This is a genomic window from Pedobacter sp., from assembly GCF_965227205.1.
In the GTDB taxonomy this organism is placed as follows: Bacteria; Bacteroidota; Bacteroidia; order Sphingobacteriales; family Sphingobacteriaceae; genus Pedobacter.
In genome coordinates, this window is record NZ_OZ245727.1 from 20,919 (window position 1) to 40,255 (window position 19,337).

At 36.0% G+C, this 19,337-nt stretch carries 17 protein-coding genes; 5 read left to right on the forward strand and 12 right to left on the reverse strand.

Features of this window, described 5'->3' with window-relative positions; genetic code table 11:
• Nucleotides 1-68 precede the first annotated feature (68 nt).
• Both tsaD and ACO05K_RS00095 read left to right on the forward strand, forming a co-directional pair.
• A complete protein-coding gene (gene tsaD / locus ACO05K_RS00090) occupies nucleotides 69-1,070 on the forward strand; it encodes a tRNA (adenosine(37)-N6)-threonylcarbamoyltransferase complex transferase subunit TsaD (RefSeq protein WP_421942438.1) in 1,002 nt (333 codons plus the stop codon).
• Between the two features lie 193 nt (nucleotides 1,071-1,263).
• Nucleotides 1,264-1,461, forward strand: coding sequence for a hypothetical protein (locus tag ACO05K_RS00095; protein ID WP_421942439.1), 198 nt, complete (start codon nucleotides 1,264-1,266; stop codon nucleotides 1,459-1,461).
• 77 nt (nucleotides 1,462-1,538) lie between these two features.
• Here ACO05K_RS00095 and recA read toward each other — a convergent pair whose 3' ends face one another.
• The 3 genes from recA to ACO05K_RS00110 form a co-directional block, all read right to left on the reverse strand.
• A complete protein-coding gene (gene recA / locus ACO05K_RS00100; protein WP_421942440.1) occupies nucleotides 1,539-2,555 on the reverse strand; it encodes a recombinase RecA in 1,017 nt (338 codons plus the stop codon).
• 132 nt (nucleotides 2,556-2,687) lie between these two features.
• Complete coding sequence (gene nth, locus ACO05K_RS00105; protein ID WP_421942441.1) at nucleotides 2,688-3,338, reverse strand: endonuclease III; 651 nt, start codon at nucleotides 3,336-3,338, stop codon at nucleotides 2,688-2,690.
• 380 nt (nucleotides 3,339-3,718) lie between these two features.
• Nucleotides 3,719-4,909 (reverse strand): MFS transporter, encoded by a 1,191-nt coding sequence (locus ACO05K_RS00110; protein WP_421942442.1) that lies wholly within the window; start codon nucleotides 4,907-4,909, stop codon nucleotides 3,719-3,721.
• Nucleotides 4,910-5,320: 411 nt separating this feature from the next.
• Here ACO05K_RS00110 and ACO05K_RS00115 point away from each other — a divergent pair, with 411 nt between their 5' ends.
• Nucleotides 5,321-6,340: an IS110 family transposase gene (locus ACO05K_RS00115; protein WP_421942443.1), complete on the forward strand. Its 1,020-nt coding sequence runs from the start codon at nucleotides 5,321-5,323 to the stop codon at nucleotides 6,338-6,340.
• Between the two features lie 197 nt (nucleotides 6,341-6,537).
• Here the strand turns inward: ACO05K_RS00115 and ACO05K_RS00120 are convergent, their stop codons facing one another.
• Entirely contained in the window at nucleotides 6,538-6,732 is a 195-nt protein-coding gene (locus tag ACO05K_RS00120) for a hypothetical protein (protein ID WP_421942444.1), read from the reverse strand.
• Between the two features lie 87 nt (nucleotides 6,733-6,819).
• Complete coding sequence (locus ACO05K_RS00125; protein ID WP_421942445.1) at nucleotides 6,820-7,404, reverse strand: RNA polymerase sigma factor; 585 nt, start codon at nucleotides 7,402-7,404, stop codon at nucleotides 6,820-6,822.
• 259 nt (nucleotides 7,405-7,663) lie between these two features.
• On the opposite strand from ACO05K_RS00125, the gene uvrA reads away from it, so the two are divergent.
• Complete coding sequence (uvrA, locus tag ACO05K_RS00130) at nucleotides 7,664-10,468, forward strand: excinuclease ABC subunit UvrA (protein WP_421942446.1); 2,805 nt, start codon at nucleotides 7,664-7,666, stop codon at nucleotides 10,466-10,468.
• A 16-nt stretch (nucleotides 10,469-10,484) separates the two neighbouring features.
• Entirely contained in the window at nucleotides 10,485-11,138 is a 654-nt protein-coding gene (locus tag ACO05K_RS00135; RefSeq protein ID WP_421942447.1) for a LysE family transporter, read from the forward strand.
• A 715-nt stretch (nucleotides 11,139-11,853) separates the two neighbouring features.
• On the opposite strand, the gene ACO05K_RS00140 is transcribed toward ACO05K_RS00135, so the two are convergent.
• The 7 genes from ACO05K_RS00140 to ACO05K_RS00170 all read right to left on the reverse strand — a co-directional run bounded on the left by ACO05K_RS00140 (nucleotide 11,854) and on the right by ACO05K_RS00170 (nucleotide 19,325).
• A complete protein-coding gene (locus tag ACO05K_RS00140; RefSeq protein ID WP_421942448.1) occupies nucleotides 11,854-12,888 on the reverse strand; it encodes a DUF2157 domain-containing protein in 1,035 nt (344 codons plus the stop codon).
• 73 nt (nucleotides 12,889-12,961) lie between these two features.
• Nucleotides 12,962-15,178, reverse strand: a complete 2,217-nt coding sequence (locus ACO05K_RS00145; protein ID WP_421942449.1) for a cation:proton antiporter — start codon at nucleotides 15,176-15,178, stop codon at nucleotides 12,962-12,964.
• A 98-nt stretch (nucleotides 15,179-15,276) separates the two neighbouring features.
• A complete protein-coding gene (locus tag ACO05K_RS00150) occupies nucleotides 15,277-15,633 on the reverse strand; it encodes a hypothetical protein (protein ID WP_421942450.1) in 357 nt (118 codons plus the stop codon).
• A gap of 62 nt (nucleotides 15,634-15,695) precedes the next feature.
• Nucleotides 15,696-16,718: a bifunctional riboflavin kinase/FAD synthetase gene (locus tag ACO05K_RS00155; protein ID WP_421946261.1), complete on the reverse strand. Its 1,023-nt coding sequence runs from the start codon at nucleotides 16,716-16,718 to the stop codon at nucleotides 15,696-15,698.
• Between the two features lie 197 nt (nucleotides 16,719-16,915).
• Nucleotides 16,916-17,776: a YitT family protein gene (locus ACO05K_RS00160; protein ID WP_421942451.1), complete on the reverse strand. Its 861-nt coding sequence runs from the start codon at nucleotides 17,774-17,776 to the stop codon at nucleotides 16,916-16,918.
• Nucleotides 17,773-18,504, reverse strand: coding sequence for a tRNA pseudouridine(55) synthase TruB (gene truB / locus ACO05K_RS00165; RefSeq protein ID WP_421942452.1), 732 nt, complete (start codon nucleotides 18,502-18,504; stop codon nucleotides 17,773-17,775). Before truB ends, ACO05K_RS00160 begins: the two co-directional genes overlap by 4 nt.
• Before the next feature lie 26 nt (nucleotides 18,505-18,530).
• Nucleotides 18,531-19,325 carry an undecaprenyl-diphosphate phosphatase gene (locus ACO05K_RS00170; RefSeq protein WP_421942453.1) on the reverse strand — a complete coding sequence of 265 codons (795 nt, stop codon included), beginning with the start codon at nucleotides 19,323-19,325 and terminating at the stop codon, nucleotides 18,531-18,533.
• Nucleotides 19,326-19,337 lie beyond the last annotated feature (12 nt).

The following is a 19,337-nucleotide window of genomic DNA, read 5'->3' on the forward strand; positions in this document are numbered from 1 at the left end:
TGATGCGATTACCCAAAGGAGTATTTTAAATAGTTTTTTAATAATTTTGCAGCTTAAATAAAAATAATTTGTCTATTATACTTGCTATAGAGTCCTCTTGCGATGATACTTCGGTTGCTATATGTAACAACGGCAAAATTACGGCCAATGTTATTGCAAACCAAACAATTCATGAAAATTATGGTGGCGTAATCCCTGAATTAGCTTCAAGGGTACATCAACAAAATATAGTGCCTGCTGTACAACAGGCATTAATGAATGCTAAGGTTACAAAACAGGACATAAGTGCTGTTGCTTTTACACAAGGACCAGGCTTGTTAGGTTCGCTCCTTGTGGGTGTTTCCTTTGCAAAATCATTTGCATTGGCGTTAAATATACCGCTAATTTCTGTCAATCATATGCATGCACACATTCTTGCGCATTTTATTGATGAACCGAAGCCAAAGTTTCCATTTTTATGCTTAACCGTTTCTGGTGGGCATACTCAAATCGTTTTAATCAAAGATTATTTCGACATGGAAATTGTGGGCGAAACTTTAGATGATGCCGCAGGCGAGGCTTTTGATAAAACGGCTAAAATTTTGCAATTGCCATATCCAGGTGGGCCATTGATTGATAAACATGCTCAATTAGGAAACCCGAAAGCATTTAAGTTTGCCGAACCTCAAATTGCAGATTTGAATTTCAGCTTCAGCGGGTTTAAAACCTCAATTCTATATTTTATCCGCAAGCAGGAAAAGGAAAACCCTAATTTTATTGCAGAAAATTTAAACGATATTTGTGCCTCTGTTCAATATAGTATTATTCAGATTTTGATGAATAAACTTAAGAAGGCGGCAAAACAATATAACATTAAAGAAGTTGCCATTGCAGGCGGAGTTTCTGCCAATTCTGGTTTAAGGAATACTTTAGAGCAAACCGCAACAGAACTGGGTTGGAATGTTTACATTCCTGCTTTTCAATATTGTACAGATAATGCTGGTATGATTGCAATTGCAGGTTACCACAAATTTTTAAAACAAGATTTTGTTGGTCAGGATGTTTCGCCTTTAGCAAGGATGGAATTTTGATGGTTGGTTAACTGTTTAATTGATAAATCGGTTAATTGTTGGATTGCTAATTGGTTAATTGTTTAACTGATAAATTGTTGGATTGTTAATTGAACATTGTGATTTGTTTAATTGATTATTTAACAGATAACTGGCAACCGAAAACTGAAAACAGGATGGCAACTGAATTAAATTTGAATAATAATTTTTTAATATGACTGGAGCATCGTTAGTATTTTGGATAGTTTGTGCAATTCCTTTAATGGGGATTTTATATTATCTGATTAGAAAAGATAAAAATAAATTAAAAGGAAGCTGGGGTGTGATTATCTTAGGTGCACTGTTAATTGCGGCAATATTGGTTATCGTTTATATAACCAAAGATTTTAACGCCATTTTTAGTCAGAACTAAGTTTAACAAAAGCTACTAAATAAAACAGTCCCGGTTAAATTAATAACCGGGACTGTTTTTGTTTGTATTGATTTAAACTATTTTTCTTCTAACTTATCGCCAGTTACTTCGGCTTTAATTTTAGCTTCTAATTCTTCCGCTAATTCAGGATTGTCGCTTAGTAATTGCTTAACAGCATCTCTACCTTGTCCAAGTTTTGTATCTCCGTAAGAGAACCAAGAACCAGCTTTTTTGATGATGCCAAAGTCCACACCTAAATCGATAATCTCACCGTTTTTAGAAATTCCTTCGCCAAACATAACATCAAATTCTGCAATGCGGAAAGGTGGAGCCACTTTGTTTTTAACAATCTTAACTTTCACGCGGTTACCAGAAACTTCGTCGCTGTCTTTAATTTGCGAAATTCTACGTATATCTAAACGAACCGAAGCATAAAACTTCAATGCGTTACCACCAGTTGTAGTTTCAGGGTTACCGAACATCACACCAATTTTATCACGTAACTGGTTAATGAAAATACAGCAACATCCAGTTTTCGAAATTGTACCTGTTAATTTACGCAACGCCTGACTCATTAAACGGGCATGTAAACCCATTTTACTGTCGCCCATTTCGCCTTCAATTTCACTTTTTGGTACCAATGCCGCAACAGAGTCAATTACGATTACATCAATTGCTCCAGAACGAATTAGGTTATCTGCAATTTCTAATGCTTGCTCACCATTATCTGGTTGAGAGATTAAAAGGTTATCTGTATCAACACCTAATTTCTTTGCATAGAATTGGTCAAATGCATGTTCCGCATCTATAAATGCAGCAATGCCACCTTTTTTCTGTGCTTCTGCAATAATATGTGTTGCTAAAGTTGTTTTACCTGAAGATTCCGGACCATATATTTCAATAACCCTTCCTTTCGGAATACCACCAATGCCCAAGGCAATATCTAAGCTAATAGAACCTGTAGAAATAAATTCAAGTGGTTCAATAGCAGTATCCCCAAGTTTCATTATCGTACCTTTACCATACGATTTTTCTAATTTATCTAAAGTAAGCTGTAAAGCTTTTAATTTATCTGTGTTGACAGTTGCACTCATTTTTTCTTTCATGTAAGGCGTAAATATAAAACTAATCTATCGGCTAAAATCAATTGTTTAAAACTTGTTTACTAAAATATTTAGCTAAGTTAATTGTTTTTTAGCTAATGTCAATAGTAAATTGAAAAAAAATTATAATACGACAGTTTTATTTAGTTTTTCAAAATATCTACACATATAAGTTATTTCACAAATATTGCATTTAGGGCTTCGGGCAACACAAACATATCGCCCGTGTAATATTAGCCAATGGTGTGCAATGTGAATATCGTGCTCTGGTAAATGTTTAACTAAATCTTTTTCAACTGCTAAAGGTGTTTTGCCATTCGTTAAGCCAAGCCTGTTTGCCACGCGAAAAACATGGGTATCAACTGCCATTGCCGGGGCATTATAAATTACGGAAGCAATCACATTTGCTGTTTTTCTGCCTACACCCGGCATTTTTTGTAAATCGTCAATATCTGATGGAACCACATCATTAAATTCGTTTAATAAGATGTTAGCCATGCCAACCAGATGTTTTGCTTTATTATTTGGATAACTGATGCTGCGGATGTAATCAAATACAATATCGGGTGTTGCTTCAGCCAATGCCTTTGCATTTGGGAAACGCTGAAAAAGAGCAGGAGTAACCATATTAACCCTTTTATCGGTACACTGAGCAGATAAAATTACGGCTACTAAAAGCTGATATGGATTGTTGTAATGTAGTTCTGTTTCTGCATCTGGCTGCTTTGCCGAAAAATGTTCGACAAAAAGTTTATAGCGTTCTTTTTTAAGCATGCCCAAATATAGCTACCTATTTTTATATGGATTAAAAATTTTAGAAAATTGAAGTTAGTGGTGCTTGGCTAATTCGCCCCGCTTTTTGCTTCAATCTTTTTTTGGCTTGCTGTGGTACTATTAATTGTCGTTTCTTATTAAAGGAAACAGCATAACAATTTTTATCGTTAGAATCTCAAAAAAGGATTTCCGTTTCAATCGGAGTTTATTGAACATAAAACAGTGCATCACAAAACCTTTTACGTTCTGCAAGCTAATACTGTGGGGCTTATTGTACTGACTGTTGACTATAAACCGGATAGAAACGAACACGGAGTGCAACGAAGTAAAGTGTATAGCCGGACTGATAATTTTTAGTAGCACTAACGTTGCTTTTCTAATTAATGAAAAGACGTAACAGCAACTTTTTCATCAATTTCTACTTCCTGATTTTGTGTGCTTTTGATTAACCAGAAGGCGAAAAATGCACCAATTAGGGCCATCGCAGCACCTACGTAAGCTGGCGAAGTATAATCAAAACCATAAACTAAAGGTAAGCCGCCAAAGAATGCGCCTAATGCATTGCCAATGTTAAAACTTGCCTGACTAGCAGAAGCTGCTAACATTTCAGAGCCTTTTGCCGATTGAATCATAAGCATTTGGATTGGAGCTGCAAGTGAGAATGAAACTGCCCCGGTAATGAAAGTCATGACTAAGGCTAAGATTTGATTGCCTGATACAAAGTGTACAATTGTTAAGGTAACTACCATTGTAATAAGTAATGCTGCAGAGGCCTTCGCAGGTGAATATTTATCTGCTAATATTCCGCCAAGGTAGTTTCCGGTCATCATGCCTAAACCTGCAAGCATTAATATATAGGTTACAGCATTCGAAGAAAAACCAGCAACTTCTGTCATTAAAGGAGCGATATAGCTGTACCAGGTAAATAATCCACCAGTGCCGATTGATATCATAAAGATGATTATCCAGGCATCGCGTTTTTTGAAGAAGCTGAGTTCTGATTTTAAGTTTCTGTCTTTTGCTGCTTCTAAAGCGGGTAACCAAAGTTTTAAACTTAGTAAAGTGATTAAACCCACAATTACCACAACTGCAAAAGATATGCGCCATGAAAAATTATGCCCTATAAATGTACCCAACGGAACACCAACAATGTTGGCTATAGTTAAGCCCATAAACATTAATGAAACCGCTTGTGCAGCTTTACCTTCTTTTGCAATTCTGCTGGCTACAACAGAACCGACGCCAAAAAATGCGCCATGTGGTAAGCCTGAAAGTAATCTGGCGATGAATAAAGTGTTAAATGTTGGGGCAAATGCAGAAAATGCATTAAATGCCGTAAACATTACCATTAAGGCAATTAATATTTTTTTTGGTGGATATTTACCAGCAATGATTATTAAAAGCGGTGCGCCAATTACAACACCAAGTGCATACGCAGAAATTAAATGACCTGCTTCTGGAATGGTTACTTTTAAATCTTTGGCAATATCTGGCAAAAGCCCCATCATTACAAATTCTGTAATGCCGATGCCTAAACCACCAAGTGTAAGCGGAAGTAAGTTCTTGTTCATAGCGATGCTTAGTGTTAAAATTACACTAAGCAAATGTAGGGCTTTTAATTAAGGATGAGAAGTGAAAGCTTTAAAAATGGAAGATAAATGACTTTAGGGGAGATGGGAAATGGATAATGGGAAATAGATAAAGGGAAATGGAGGATGGAGCAATGTCGTTAACTTAAAAAAGCCGTCGTCCTTTAGATTTGCAATGGTCTAAAATGATTGAATTGATTTATATTTAACAAGTTACCTAAATCGGTAGCGGCTCATTAAGCGTTGTCAAGGTTAGATACCTATAGACTGATATAATCCGCTACCGATTTTCCCTTAGTGACCAGATAACAATTAGGGCATTACCCATTATTAAGGACTTGGATCGATGGGGTAAAACTTAGGTAATTGCTACAAATTTAAAGAATAAATAATATGATTAATACAAATTTCTTTATTGGGATTGATGTATCAAAGCCCTACTTTGATGCTTCTTTAATGACTGTTATCAGTCATGTAAAACAAGCTATCCAAAGCGCCCGGTTTGAGAATACAGCTTCTGGGATAAAGACATTTGAGAAATGGCTTAAATTTCATAAGGTCACCTTTAATCCAGACACTCTGGTGGTGATTGAAAATACAGGGATCTATCACCGGCTAATCTGGTCATTCTGCAGTAACAAACACGTACCAATTCATATTGGTAATGCAGCCCATATTAAATGGAGTTTTGGGATAGCTAGAGGAAAGAATGATAAGATAGATAGTGTCCGTTTATGCAAGTATGCCTTTAAGGAATCTGATACATTAAAGGCCACAGAAGCCTTAGATCCACAGTTATTGCATTTAAAAGATTTCATATCTGCCAGAACAAAATTACTCAAGCAGGCTACAGGACTTAGCGTTTCAATTAAAGAGCTAGGTAATGTAAATGAAAAATCACATCAGAAACTAATTGAGAAAGCACTTAAATCTGCTATTGATGGAATAGCAAAATCGATTAAAAATATTGAAGAACAAATCCGCAAAATTATTAAAGAAAACAGCGCCTTTCAACGAAACTATAACCTGTTGACCGGTATACCAGGGATCGGACATGTCACCGCGGTTTACCTGATTGGTTGTACAGCGAATTTTGCCAGCAACCCAAGTGGAAAGCAATTGGCATGCTATGCAGGAGTCGCTCCGTTCGAGCACTCGAGCGGGATTAGTGTAAAAGGTAAAACCAGGGTACATAGGATGGCAAACAAAGACCTTAAAAAACTACTACATCTATGCGCATTATCAGTTATCCAACATAATATGGAATTCAAGAACTACTACCAAAGGAAAAAGGATGAAGGTAAGCATAGCATGAGTATACTTAATGCAGTGAGAAATAAAATAACGCTAAGAATAGCAGCTGTAATTAAAACACAACAACCTTATAAAAGCAATTATAATATAGCAGCCTAATTTGCAAAAGTCATAACAATCAGTCTGAGCCTGTCGAAGACCTTTTAACAGTAGAAAACAAAAAAAAATATTTGTCCTTCGACAAGCTCAGGATGACAATATTTTTTTGTTTTCTCCTTAAATCAATGAAATTGGGTGACGGGGATTAAAATAAAAAAAGCTTCCTTAATGTTAAGGAAGCTTTTCGATATGTAAAATTACTTTGATTTGCTGTATGCTAAAATCCTGTTGACTGTATCGTCAGAAGGATTTTGAAGCAGCCCATCTAACTTACTTTTGATTTGATCGTAAAATAAGTCAATTTCCGCGTCAGACTCATTATCAGTTGTGTACTGAAACATGTTTTGTTGGGGTAAATTTACATTTGTTTTTGATGTAGAGGTTTTTGTCATAAGCAACTAAATGTTTTTGTTTTATAAACTTAACGATAGTTCAGATGCTTTATTTCAATCCCTAAAACATTTTATGTAACTTTTTTATTACCCCTTGTAAGTCATTTCTTTTGTCTTGAGCATTTTACGCAAATTGCTTAATGCATAACGCATTCTACCCAAAGCAGTATTAATGCTTACATCAGTTAAATCGGCTATTTCTTTAAAACTTAAATCTGCATAGTGGCGCATTAAAAGCACTTCTTTCTGCTCATCAGGTAATAAATGAATCATTGCTTTCAGATCTTTGTGGGTTTGGTCGCGAAGCATTTTTTCTTCTGCACTTTCATCATAAAAGTGTAGCATATTAAATACATCCATTCCATCCGAACTGGTAATAATTGGCGTTCGTTTTTCCTTTCTGAAATAATCGATAACTAAGTTGTGCGCAATACGCATTACCCAAGGTAAGAACTTGCCTTCCTCGTTATATCTTCCTGATCGCAGCGTGTTTATTACTTTGATAAAAGCATCCTGAAAAATATCTTCTGCTAAGTATTGGTCTTTTACCAACAAGTAGATAGAAGTATAAATTTTGCTTTTATGTCTTCGTAAAAGTTCCTGCAATCCATTCTCGTTCCCGGCAACGTATAACTTTACCAGGTCCTGATCATTGTATGATTGTAAATTCATAGGTTTACCTACACTAAATCCCGTACTATTTGCTAAAAATTAATTTGTAGAAGTTTAATTTCTATAGCTGATCTCCTATGTTTTTTGAATGTGTTAGTTTGGTTCTGAGTTTGTTAATATTCAAAGAAAGTTAATTTTTTATCAAAAAACAAAAAATTAAATGTTAAAAAATAAATTAACGGTCCCAGTACCTTATTTTTGTATCTTCTTAAAACCCAAATTACTTTATCAGGGTTTCATAATATATTCTTAATAATACATGAGCAAAAAAGAAGCCGAAAAAGATCCGCACAAAAATATTATCATAAAAGGTGCACGAGTGCACAACCTTAAAAACATAGATGTTGCTATCCCGAAAAATAAATTGGTGGTGGTAACAGGTATGTCAGGTTCGGGGAAATCTTCGCTTGCTTTTGATACACTTTATGCCGAAGGCCAACGCCGATATGTAGAAAGTTTGTCGTCTTATGCCCGCCAGTTTATGGGGCGTATGAACAAACCCGATGTGGATTATATTAAGGGAATTGCTCCGGCCATTGCCATTGAGCAAAAGGTAATAACTTCGAATCCACGCTCTACAGTAGGTACATCTACAGAAATTTACGATTATTTAAAGCTGCTTTTTTCCAGAATTGGTAAAACTATTTCGCCAATCTCTGGCAAAATAGTTAAGAAAGATTCGGTAAGTACTGTTGTAGATTATGTTGGTGGATTGCCAGATGATACAACTGTTACCATCTTTTGTCCGCTTTATCCGCATAATAATAGAACCATAAAAGAGGAACTTGCAATCTTATTACAGAAAGGATTTTTAAGAGTTTTAATCGATAATAAAATTGAAAAAATTGAATCGGTTTTAGATGATGCTGATTTTAAGGATGTTGAGTTAACTGACGACAAAACTGTACAGATTCTGATAGACAGAATTGTAACGAATAAGGAAGAGGAAACTTTAAGCAGATTGGCCGATTCGGTACAAACTGCATTTTTTGAAGGCAAGGGAGATAGCTATGTTGAAGTAAATGGTAATACTAAACATTTCAGCGATAGATTTGAATTGGATGGTATGCGTTTCGAAGAACCTACACCAAATTTCTTCTCTTTCAATAATCCATTTGGAGCCTGTAAACGCTGCGAAGGTTATGGAAATGTAATTGGTATTGATGAAGATTTAGTTATCCCAGATAAAAGTAAAAGTGTTTATGATAATGCTATCGCACCGTGGAGAGGAGAGAAAATGGGCGTTTGGCTTCAGAATTTTATTAAGGCTTCTGCTAAATTTGATTTTCCAATTCACCGTGCTTTTAATCAGCTTACTGAAAAAGAACAAGCTTTGTTATGGACGGGCAATAAATATTTTGAAGGATTAAACGCTTTTTTCAAGGAACTTGAAGAGCAAACCTATAAAATTCAATATCGGGTAATGTTATCCCGCTATCGCGGAAAAACAGTTTGTCCGGATTGTAAAGGCTCTCGTTTACGTAAAGATGCATCTTACGTTAAAATTGGCGAGAAATCGATTATTGATGTTGTTTTAATGCCGCTTGCTAAGGCACTGACTTTTTTTGATGATTTAAAACTTAGCGTTAATGATGCTAAAATTGCAAAACGCTTGCTGGCCGAAATTAACAACCGTTTCCTTTATCTTAATAATGTTGGCCTAGGTTATTTAACCTTAAACCGTTTATCAAATACACTTTCGGGCGGAGAATCGCAGCGTATAAATCTGGCAACATCTTTAGGTAGTAGTTTAGTTGGTTCTATCTATGTTTTAGATGAACCAAGTATAGGTTTGCATCCACGAGATACCAATAAACTTATAGAAGTATTAATCTCTTTGAGAAATGTTGGTAACACCGTTTTGGTTGTAGAGCACGAAGAAGAAATGATGCGTGCTGCCGATTATATTATTGATATTGGTCCGGAAGCGGGTACGCATGGCGGAAATTTGGTTTTTAGTGGCGACTACGAAGCCATCTTAAAAGATAAAAACAGTTTAACCGGGAGATATTTATCCGGACTTGAAAAAATTGCCATTCCGGAGAAACGCAGAAAGTGGAAAGATCATGTTCTAATAAAAGGAGCAAGAGAAAATAACCTTCAAAACATTGATGTTAAGTTTCCATTGGGTGTGTTTACAGCAGTAAGTGGGGTTTCTGGTTCAGGGAAAACAAGTTTGGTAAAGAAAATTCTTTATCCTGCCCTGCAAAAGGCCATTGGTAATTATGCAGGGGAACAAACCGGTGCTTACGATGGTATTTTTGGTAACTACGATTTGGTTAGTGCTGTAGAAATGGTGGATCAGAATCCGATTGGTCGCTCAAGCCGTTCTAATCCGGTTACTTATGTTAAAGCCTGGGATGATATCAGAGCATTATTTTCTTCGCAGGCAGCAGCTAAAGCTGCAGGTTTAAAACCAGCTGCATTTTCATTTAACGTAGAAGGTGGCCGATGTGATGTTTGCCAGGGTGAGGGAGAAGTGAAAATAGAAATGCAATTCATGGCTGATATTTATTTGCCTTGTGAAGCTTGTAGTGGAAAACGCTTTAAACAACAGGTTTTGGATATCACTTACAAAGAGAAAAATGTTTCTGATATTTTGGATATGACCATTGAAGAAGCGGTTGATTTCTTTAAGGATGAACAAAAAATTCTTAATAAGTTAAATCCATTGGTTGATGTTGGTTTAGGTTATGTTCATTTAGGGCAATCTTCAAATACTTTATCGGGTGGCGAAGCGCAACGTATTAAACTTGCTTCGTTTTTAATAAAGGGAAATAACGCGAATAAAACCTTATTTATTTTCGATGAGCCAACAACTGGTTTACATTTTCACGATATCAAGAAGTTATTAAAAGCTTTAAATACTTTAATAGAACAAGGAAATACCATTCTGGTTATCGAACACAATATGGATATGATTAAATGTGCCGATTGGGTAATAGATATCGGTCCGGAAGGTGGTGATGGTGGCGGGAAACTTGTTTTTGAAGGCATACCGGAAGATTTGGTTAAAGAGAAAAACTCTTATACCGGAAAATATTTAGCTGCGCATTTAAAATAAATTTATACTTTCGGCAATGCTTTTTCTAACCTTTATTATAGGCATCCTTCTTAATGCCATGGGCTATATTCCCCCTGGCAATATTAACCTAACTGTTGCTCAATTGGCCATTAACAAGGGCATGAGGCAGGTTTGGTACTTTATTTTATCGTTCTCTTGTGTTGAAGTATTTTTTACTTTCGGCATGATGCGCTTTGCCCGTTGGGCGATGAGCGACATTAATCCAAATGAGGCTGTTAGCGAAGTAAGGTTAGGCACATTGGTAGATTGTTTTATGATTCTCATGTTTATTACCATGGGTACCATAACGTGGGTAAACCGTAAGAAAGCACCAAAAACCAGCAGCAAAAAAGAAGATAAACGTAGTGGAAGTGTACTTTACGGATTAATCCTGGGCGTTTTAAATCCGGTTCAAATTCCGTTTTGGTTGTTCTTTGGAAACTACGTTATATTACACAATTGGATTGAAACTGATTATTTATCGCTGGTTATTTTCAGTATCGGTTCGGGTGTTGGTTCTGCAGGAGCACTATATTTATACGCACACTTTGCCACTTTTATACAAGAAAAATTTGCGTTAAGCAGTTTAATCATCAATAAATCGATTGCAATATTTTTATATGCTTTAGCCGCTTATTTAATTATAAAACAAGCCATTATTATATTTTAGGATTTGTCTTGAACGGCCGTCATTCTCCGTCATTTCGGAGCATAGTCCGGTCGTCATTCTGAATTTATTTTAGAATCTCTTTTGATGGGCTTTTCGTCATTGCGAGGCACGAAGCAATCTTAAAGCGTTCGCTAATAAACCCAAAATTGTAAGATTGCTTTCCCGAAGGGGTCGGAATAAACTGTACCTTGCAATGACGTGGTGTGTTATTAGGCAGTCGTCATTCTGAACTTGATTCAGAACTCTTTTGCCGTATTAATTACTTGGAAATGAAAGCTCTGTTTCAATGGCAGCTTTTAGTCCCGCCAAACACTTTACTCCATTGCGTTTCGTGTTCGTTTATGTCGGGTTTAGGTACAAAGGTTTGTGCATAAAAAAAACCTTTCATAGTACTACTGTTTTAAGTTAAATAGCCCCGACATAACGAATTCCGATATTTCATCGGAAGTAGTATTGGCGGGACTGCCTTAACCTATGTTTCACTGTTTTTGCGCTCCAAATTATTTTTAATTAAAATTCGTCTTTGCGAGGCACGAAGCAATCTTAAAGCGCTTGCTAATAAACCCAATGTTATAAGATTGCTTTCCCGAACAATCGGGATAAACTGTGCCTCGCAATGACGTGGTGCATTAGGCATTCGTCTTATAAAAAATCAGATTGCTTTCACGAAGGGTCGGGGTAAACTGTGCTTCGCTTTTCAAGATGTGTTAATTCCTTATTTTAAAAATTCTACATTCCAAATCTTCTCTGCTTTTCGGCCAATTAGCCAAAACGATGCTGCTAGAACCGAAAAGAAAAGTGCTTTATGCCAACTATCCCAAAAGTATTCGAAATAGCGGGTGTAAAGGTTTATGAATAGAAAAGTAATGCCGAATTCTCGGGCAATATCATCTCTGTATTTTAAGCCGTAAAATGTACTTGCCAAGCAAATCGCAGCAGAAATTAATGCCCAGTAAAACAAACTCAACTGCCTGATTTTATACCACTCTTCGAGGCTTGCGAAATTGCCGAATACGGATAATGCCCAAAGCGAAACAAATAAGTAAACCATTCCGGCAATATATGTAACCTGAAAAAAGTGTTTGGTTTTTGGTATAACTTTCATTATAAAGGAAGCGGCGGTTAAAATCGCTCCAAAAACTACAAAACGTAATGGGTAATTCATGCCTAAGAAATAGTAATTCCAGCGACTTAAATAACCCGTTTCAGTACCAAACCAAGCCCCAAGAGAAATAAGGGCGAAAATCCAGATTAATCTTGAATTAAAAATGTAACCTAAAGCACCGTAAATAAATACGGATATTAGAATTAAAATGGAGAAATTACCGGAGCCATTATCCAAAGCTTTTCCGAAATAGGCAATTGCATTTGCGGTTAATAAAATAGCAGAAAAAACTATAGCTTCATTACTGAATTTCAAACTTGGCAGGTTCTTTTTTCTTCTGAATCCAAGAATGTAAAGCCAAGCAGCTATTCCACTAGAAACAATTGCGATAACAATATTCGGTGTGTTGTAAACTCTTTTAAGGTAATTTAAAATAGAATTATCGATGAGTAACGAGCCAAGTGCAATGAAGCCACAGGCAAGCGCAATCCAAAAAGCATACTGCGCTAAACGTAGCCAGTCGAAGTCTTTTGCTTCATAACTTTTTCTAAGTTTTTGCCCTGTTTCTTCCGTAATTAGGCCATCAGTTTCCCATTGGTCTATAACTTCATCCAGGAATTCACTTTTTTCTTTATCGACTTTCATAGGTTAGGTTATGAACGAAGATATAAAATAGTATCAAGTATAAAGTATCAAGAATCAAGATTGACCGCTGACTTTAAATCACTTCCTTTATCTTTTTGTTATTTCCAACAATCCAAATTACATCTCCGGTATCAAAAACAAAATCAGAAGAAGGGTTCAGGATTCTCTCTGCACCGCGTTCTATACCTACAATTAGTGCCTGTGCTTTTTCCCTTATTCCAGCGTTGCGAATGCTTAAACCATAAACAGGCGATTCGGCATTTACAACAACCTTTTGTAAGGTCATTTCCTTATCAGGGAAATTACTTTCTTCTTCAATTTCTGGCGTGTTAACTTCTAAAATGGCTTTTACCATGGCTAGCTGATCATCAGCGCCAATAAGTAGTAACTTGTCATTAGGATAAAGTCTTTCATCTCGACCCGGAGTTGGAATTGTGTTTCTTCCACGTTCTATCATCGCAATGTTCACCCCGAACTTTTCTCTAATCATTAGCTCGGTAAGCGTTTTTCCAACTACTTCAGATTCTGGTGAAACCTTCAATTCTGTTAAGTGTGTATCCCAAGGTAAGATATCAGGTTTCTGGTTTTCTCTGGCATTTAAATTCTTGATGAAACGACGTTCAAGTTTATCATAAAATGATTGAAGCTTTCTGGAGAAAATTATCATTCCGAGAACGATTAAACCTAACGCAATTAAGGCGGCAACCCAGGTATCGAAAAATTCGTACATCAGGAAACCAACAAAGAATATACCTAAAGCGATTCTGAAAAATTCGATGGCAATCAGCGGACCACGAGTGTATTTTTTATTTAACCAAAGGTGAGAATAAGCTGTTTTTTGAATCCTGCGGATAGATAATGCCCATAAAAATGGCGACATTAAGATAAATGATAGTCCGACACTAACTAATGCCGAAGTTAATCCATTAGTTACATTCTTAACCATAAATGGCTGCAAATATCTTGATGTTAGAAAGATAACCGCAATGATAATCACCGAATGGATAATCGTATTGAAAATGTAAGAACGCAGCAAAATTTTCCAGTCGCTTAAAGCTGTAATTCCGGCGGTACTTGAACTGTATCTTTCGATTCCATCCAGCCATTTTTTAGGTAAAACCCGATTTAAAAAGTTATAGAAACTTTCTGATGATTTAATTAAATATGGCGTTGTAAAGGTTGTAATCGCAGATGCCGCAACGGCAATTGGATAGAGAAACTCACTTGTAACTTTTAATGTTAAACCTAATGTTGCGATGATGAATGAAAACTCACCAATCTGAGCTAAACTCATACCAGCTTGTACCGATGTTTTTAAGGGCTGGCCAGATAATAAAGCACCAAGTGAAGAACTGATTAATTTGCCTAAAATGGTTGCAAGCGTAACTACAAGGATTGGGAAAGCATAATCGATTAAGACTTTCGGGTCGATTAACATACCAACTGAAACGAAGAACACAGCAGCAAATAAATCTTTAACTGATTTTGTTAAATGCTCAATTTTTTCTGCCTGAGTGGTTTCAGCTAAAATTGAACCCATAATGAATGCGCCAAGCGCAGGCGAAAAACCAACTTTTACGGCAAGTAAAACCATTATTAGACATAATGCCAATGACACGATGAGCATGGTTTCATCATTCATTAATTTTCTGGTGGCTTTTAAAAATGTTGGAATTAAGAAAATACCACCTAAAAACCACAGCACTAAGAAAAATGCAAGTTTCAGTATGGAAATTAACATTTCCGAACCTGCAAATTGCTGGCTTACCGCTAATGTTGAAAGCAATACCAATAATAAAATGGCTACTAAATCTTCAACGATTAGTACACCAAAAACCAATCCGGCAAACTTCTTGTGTTTAACGCCTAATTCTTCGAAAGCACGAATGATAATTGTAGTAGAAGATACCGATAAAATTCCACCAAGGAAGATGCTATCCATTGTGCTCCAACCCATTAATGAGCCGGCTGCATAACCAATAAGGAGCATGAAGATAACCTCAACAATAGCGGTTATTGATGATGAGCCACCAACTTTGACCAGTTTTTTAAAACTAAATTCTAAACCTAAACTAAAAAGGAGGAATATTACGCCAATTTCTGCCCAAATGGTTACGCTTTTTTGGTCGGTTACGGTTGGTAAGAAACTGAAATGTGGACCAACCATTAAACCCGCCAAGATATAACCAAGTACAAGTGGTTGTTTAATTTTTTTAAATAGCAGGGTTGTTATTCCTGCGGCGGCAAGTATTAATCCTAAATCGGCGATTAAATCTGGTAAATGAATCATTTTATCTTAAAATGCTTAAAAATTAAAAATTTTAAATTCGGCAGTAGGTTTTGCTATATGCAAATCCATTTGCAGGTGATTTTAGAATGAAAATTTACTTACCAAAAAACGTGTTTTGGATAGAGTATTTTGAATAACCTTTGATAATGAAAATCTAATTTATTCAAAAATACCTTTCTATTTTTTGTTTTATGATTTAAAACTGCAAATGCAGCTAATAGAAATAGAATGAATGTAGAGGAGTGAATTTTAAAAGCTGAAGCAGAAGAAATGAAATCTTTTTGAAGCTGATCGTTTTCACTATTCTGATTATTTACAGTAGTGATTTTTTTTGCAGCAAAAGACAATGACTTAATGCTAAGCTCAGTTTTTTTAACATCAGTTTTTTGCTGCGATGCAAAACCTGCAACAGCATTAAAAGTTAAAAAAAATAAAAGGATACTAAAAAGCCTCATTGCTGCTAATATAGCTAAAATGAGGCTCTTTTTTGTAAGAAAAATGCTTTTAAGCGTTAATGTTAGATTGAATTGAAAAACGCCAATGTTGCTTCTTTATCTTTTTGAAGCTGTACGGTAAGTGCTTCTAATCCGGTAAATTTTACATCATGGCGTAAGAATTTTAAGAAATTCATCTTAATATCCTGACCATATATTTCACGATTAAAATCGAAGATGTTAACCTCAATATTTCTTGTCATACCGTTTATGGTTGGGCGCTGCCCGATGTAAGCCATTCCTTTAAAAGTTAAAGGTTTAAGGTTAAAAGTTGAAAGTTTAGTATGCTCCTTTGAACTTTGAACTTTAAACTCTCCACTTTCCACTTCTAACTTTTCACTTTCTAAACTCATTTCAACAGTAACGCCATAAATGCCATCGCCAGGGATAAGTTTGTAAGTTTCTTCTACAAAAATATTTGCCGTAGGAAAACCAATTGTTCTGCCAATTTTATCACCTTTAATTACCCGACCGTAAATAGAAAAAGGGTAACCTAAATAATCTGATGCTAAACTTACATCGCCGGCTAAAAGCGCCTGACGAATTTTGGTTGAACTTACGGCAACATCGTGTATATCTTGTTCTGCAATTTCTTCGACTGTAAAACCGAAATGTAAACCTGCAGCTTTTAAATCGACTAAATTGCCAGCTCTGTCTTTTCCAAAACGATGATCGTAGCCAATGATAATGTGCTTGGTACCAATGTTGTTTACCAGTGTATTTTGAATATAATCTTCCGGAGTTTGGTTCGAAAAATCACGAGTAAACGGTGTAATGATTAAATGATCTACACCAAGGCTTTTTAAAATTTCTGCCTTTTCATTTATGGTGTTAATCATTTTTAAGTCCTGATTTTCAGGATCGATAATCATTCTTGGATGCGGAAAGAAAGTAAGGATTACACTTTCGCCACCATCTGCCTTAGCCTTAGCTACCAGTTGTTTGATGATTTTTTGATGCCCAAAATGTACACCATCAAATGTACCAATGGTAACGATGGCATTATCTAGTTTAGAGAAATCTGAAAGGTTATTATATATTTTCAATGATGATTTTTTTATGGTTTGGGTTTTTGCGTGAGGGATGGAAGCGGTATACTTTTTGGCTGCTTGGTTAAACTTACAAAGTCTTATAAGCAACATGCCTTAAGACTTTGTAAGTTTTTCTTAAGGGCCAAAAAGATTTAGCGTACAGCCCGACCCCTTGCGTAGCTTGGGGGAATGCCCAAATTCTTTTGATTAATTTAATGTAAGGCATGACGTTTAACTACACCGCCTTTGATATCGGCAATTTGATGCTGAATTACAAAAGCATCAGGATCGATTTGCCTGATGGCCGTTTGCAATTTGCTCATCTCTAATTTAGTTACAACAGTAAAAATGATATCAATGTTTTTCTTTTCTCCGTAACCACCAGAACCTTTGTAAATGGTTACGCCACGTTTCATGTCGCCAATAATGTATCCTTTTATCGATTCTTGTTTCTCTGAAATGATGGTAACACCTGTGTATTGCTCAATTCCATTTACAATAAAATCGATAGTATTTGATGCAGAAAGGTAGGTTAGGATTGCATACAACGCTGTTTCGATGTTTAAAAAATACGCAGCAAAAGCAAAAATAATGATGTTTAAAATTAACACAATATTTCCAACCGTTAGGATGCTGTTTTTACTGATGTATAGTGCTAAAACTTCTGTACCATCGATTACGCAACCGCCACGCATGGCTAAACCAATTCCGCCACCTAAAAACAAACCGCCAAAAAACGCGATTAATAATTTATCGTGCGTAATGGGTTGAAACGGTAAAACAATTAATGAAATTGAAAGTGCTGTAATTGCGATGGCTGTTTTTAGTGCAAAAGCTTTACCAATTTGCTTGTAACCTAATATTACAAAGGGAATATTTATGATGATGATTAAGTAAGATAAATCCCAGTCGGTTAGCGTTCTTAATAATAGAGAAATACCGGTTACGCCGCCATCGATAAAATGGCTTGGCATTAAAAAACTCTTTAAACCGAAGCAGGCTGATGTAACGCCAGCTGCTATTAAAAGCACTTCTTTTATAAACCTTGCATTCTTATTTCTTAAGTTGTTCATGCTTCAGCGGCGGGTTTTGCTTCTTCTTTTTTGCTACGAATATAATTAACAAGCTCTAAAACCTCAAATGAATTTGAAAGGAGGAAATTTCCGCTTCGGGTTCTGGTGAGCTTAGAAAGATATGCGCCATTGTTTAACGCTTTACCAAAATCAGAAACTAAGGAACGGATGTAAGTTCCTTTGCTGCAAACAATTCTGAAATCTATTTCAGGTAACTCGATTCTTGTAATTTCGAATTCGGGAACGGTTACAAAACGTTTACGAAGTTCTACCTCTTCGCCCAAACGTGCTTTAACATACAAACGTTCTCCGTTTATTTTAACAGCTGAATGTGCTGGCGGATATTGTTCTATATCTCCGGTAAACTGCGGTGTTGCGGCATAAATCTGCTCGCTGGTAATCTGGCTGATGTCGAAGGTTTCATCAACCTCAGTTTCCATATCAAAAGATGGGGTAGTGGCACCTAAAATTAAAGTTCCGGTATATTCCTTTTCTTCGGCCTGAAAGGTATCTATTTGTTTGGTGAGTTTGCCCGTGCAAATAATTAACAGACCTGTTGCCAATGGATCTAGTGTTCCGGCATGACCAACTTTTAACTTTAATGGTTTTAAAGAGTTACGGATTTTGCCAACCACATCAAAAGATGTCCATTTGTATGGTTTGTTAATTAGCAACAACTCGCCTTCGGCGAAATTAAAATCTTTAAATTTTGAATTTTCTGTACTCACAAATCTTTTTTGCGCAAAGATACAGATTAAATTATTTGTAAGTTACGTCCGCTAAGTAGCAGGGCAATAATAATTAAACCTGCAACAATTCTGTACCAACCAAAAACCCTAAAGCCATGTTTATTAAGGAAACCGATGAAACTTTTTATAGCCAAAAGTGCAACAATAAATGCTACAACATTCCCAATGATAAGTAGGTTTGTTTGGTCTGGAGTAATGGTGTTTCCTTCTTTGTAAAAATCGTAAAGTTTTTTAGCTGTGGCAGCAAACATGGTTGGAACTGCTAAGAAGAAGGAAAATTCTGCAGCAACTTTTCTGCTTAATTTCTGACTCATACCGCCAACAATTGTTGCTCCTGAGCGAGATACACCCGGAATCATGGCAATACATTGAAAGAAACCAATTTTTAATGCGGTTAGGTAGGTTACTTCTTCTTCCTCGTGGATGGTTGGATTGTTAAACCATTTATCTACAAATAATAAAATTACACCACCAACTAATAAAGATATACCTACCGCCATTGGGCTTTCTAAAAGTTCATCAATTTTATCGCTCAACAGTAAACCGAAAATTGCGGCCGGTATAAATGCTACTAAAAGTTTAAAGTAGAAATTTATCGATTTGAAAAATCTTTTGAAGTATAAAACCACTACCGATAATATGGCGCCTAATTGAATGGCTACAGTAAATAGTTTTACAAACGGATCGCTGGCTATACCCATAAAGGATGAACCAATAATCATATGACCAGTACTTGAAACGGGTAAAAACTCTGTTAATCCTTCAATTATTGCAAGGATAATGGCTTCGAAAGAATTCATGTTAATATCGGG

Coding starts and splice junctions, on each gene's coding strand:
- ACO05K_RS00095 (WP_421942439.1), top strand. CDS start 1,264: ATGACTGGAGCATCGTTAGTATTTTGGATAGTTTGTGCAATTCCTTTA.
- recA (WP_421942440.1), bottom strand. CDS start 2,555: ATGAGTGCAACTGTCAACACAGATAAATTAAAAGCTTTACAGCTTACT.
- nth (WP_421942441.1), bottom strand. CDS start 3,338: ATGCTTAAAAAAGAACGCTATAAACTTTTTGTCGAACATTTTTCGGCA.
- ACO05K_RS00110 (WP_421942442.1), bottom strand. CDS start 4,909: ATGAACAAGAACTTACTTCCGCTTACACTTGGTGGTTTAGGCATCGGC.
- ACO05K_RS00115 (WP_421942443.1), top strand. CDS start 5,321: ATGATTAATACAAATTTCTTTATTGGGATTGATGTATCAAAGCCCTAC.
- ACO05K_RS00120 (WP_421942444.1), bottom strand. CDS start 6,732: ATGACAAAAACCTCTACATCAAAAACAAATGTAAATTTACCCCAACAA.
- ACO05K_RS00125 (WP_421942445.1), bottom strand. CDS start 7,404: ATGAATTTACAATCATACAATGATCAGGACCTGGTAAAGTTATACGTT.
- uvrA (WP_421942446.1), top strand. CDS start 7,664: ATGAGCAAAAAAGAAGCCGAAAAAGATCCGCACAAAAATATTATCATA.
- ACO05K_RS00135 (WP_421942447.1), top strand. CDS start 10,485: ATGCTTTTTCTAACCTTTATTATAGGCATCCTTCTTAATGCCATGGGC.
- ACO05K_RS00140 (WP_421942448.1), bottom strand. CDS start 12,888: ATGAAAGTCGATAAAGAAAAAAGTGAATTCCTGGATGAAGTTATAGAC.
- ACO05K_RS00145 (WP_421942449.1), bottom strand. CDS start 15,178: ATGATTCATTTACCAGATTTAATCGCCGATTTAGGATTAATACTTGCC.
- ACO05K_RS00150 (WP_421942450.1), bottom strand. CDS start 15,633: ATGAGGCTTTTTAGTATCCTTTTATTTTTTTTAACTTTTAATGCTGTT.
- ACO05K_RS00160 (WP_421942451.1), bottom strand. CDS start 17,776: ATGAACAACTTAAGAAATAAGAATGCAAGGTTTATAAAAGAAGTGCTT.
- ACO05K_RS00170 (WP_421942453.1), bottom strand. CDS start 19,325: ATGAATTCTTTCGAAGCCATTATCCTTGCAATAATTGAAGGATTAACA.